The sequence below is a fragment of the Microbispora amethystogenes genome (assembly GCF_016863015.1).
GTDB classification, from domain to species: Bacteria; Actinomycetota; Actinomycetes; order Streptosporangiales; family Streptosporangiaceae; genus Microbispora; species Microbispora amethystogenes.
The window spans coordinates 1-1,189 of record NZ_BOOB01000128.1 but is presented as its reverse complement, the minus strand read 5'-3'; the positions used below and the strand labels follow the sequence as shown (position 1 = coordinate 1,189).

Here is a 1,189-nt window from a genome sequence, read left to right as displayed (position 1 = left end):
CGGGGTCGTGATCGGGGTCGTGGTGGTGGTCGATGAGGTGGATGCGGCCGGGGTGTTCGGTTTGGGCGGAGCGGATCAGGCCCCAGACGGGTGCGGTGGTCAGGTCGATGGGTTCGTGGCTGGTGGTGGCGACGGCGTGGTGGGTGAGGACGAGCAGCCGGGCGCCGCTGAGGCGGTCGTCGGCCAGGAAGGCCTGCAGGGTGGCCAGGGTGGTTTCGGCCACCGCGTGCGCCGCCGCCACCAGGTTCTCGCCCGTCCTGCTGCCGTCATTGGCGGTGGGGGTGCCCTGCTCGGGCTCGACGGGCGCGGCGTTGTCGCCTCCGGTCGTGCCGTTGCGAGCGTTGTCGTTCCCGGTGCCGTGATGGGGGGAGATCGGAAGGACGATCACGTCGGGGGTGGGTTCGGCGGCGTCGATAGCGTCGGTGAGGGCGGTCAGGTCGTCGTAGTAGGAGGTGGCGACGGTCGGGCGCAGGGTGTCGTGCAGTCCCCGGTCGCCGAGTACGGCCCAGGCCTCGTCTGCCGCCGGCCGGAGTTCGAGGGGTGACCACTCGACCCGGAACAGGCCGTTGTCGGGAGCGGATCCGGATGTGCCCAGCTGCTCCTTGGAGACGAGGCGGGCGGTGAGGGTGTCGATCGTGGCGACCGGTGCGCCGGTGGGGTCGGCGGCCTGGAGTGACAGGGATCCGGCATCGCCCAGTGTGATACGTACCCGGAGGTCGGTGGCGCCGGTGGCGTGCAGCCGCACCCCGCTCCAGGCGAACGGCAGGTTGCTGTGGCCGCTCGGCGTGCTGTCCAGCCAGTGCAGCGCGGCCCCGTGCAACGCGGCGTCGAGCAGCGCCGGGTGGATGCCGTAGTCCGTCACGTCATCCCGTTCGTCCTCGGATAGGGCGACCTCGGCGAACAGTTCGTCGCCGCGCCGCCAGGCGGCGCGCAGCCCCCGGAACGCCGGGCCGTATCCGAGACCCGTCTCGTGCAACCGGTCGTATGCGGTGGCGAGGTCCACCGGCGCGGAGCCCTCCGGCGGCCAGGCGGTGAGGTCGAAGCCGGGTTCGGTGTCGTCCCTGGCCAGTACGGCGGTCGCGTGGCGGGTCCAGTCTCCGGTGTCGCCCTCCCGCCGGGAGTAGATCTCCAGGCTGGGCCGGTCGGAGCCGGTGACGATGATCTGCACCTGTAAGCCGCCGCTCTCCGG

The 1,189-nt window shown here is 72.1% G+C and carries 1 protein-coding gene; it reads right to left on the bottom strand.

The window, feature by feature from the left end:
* The coding region (locus Mam01_RS35990; RefSeq protein WP_204289683.1) for a SpnB-like Rossmann fold domain-containing protein at positions 1-1,189 on the bottom strand (1,189 nt) is incomplete at both ends.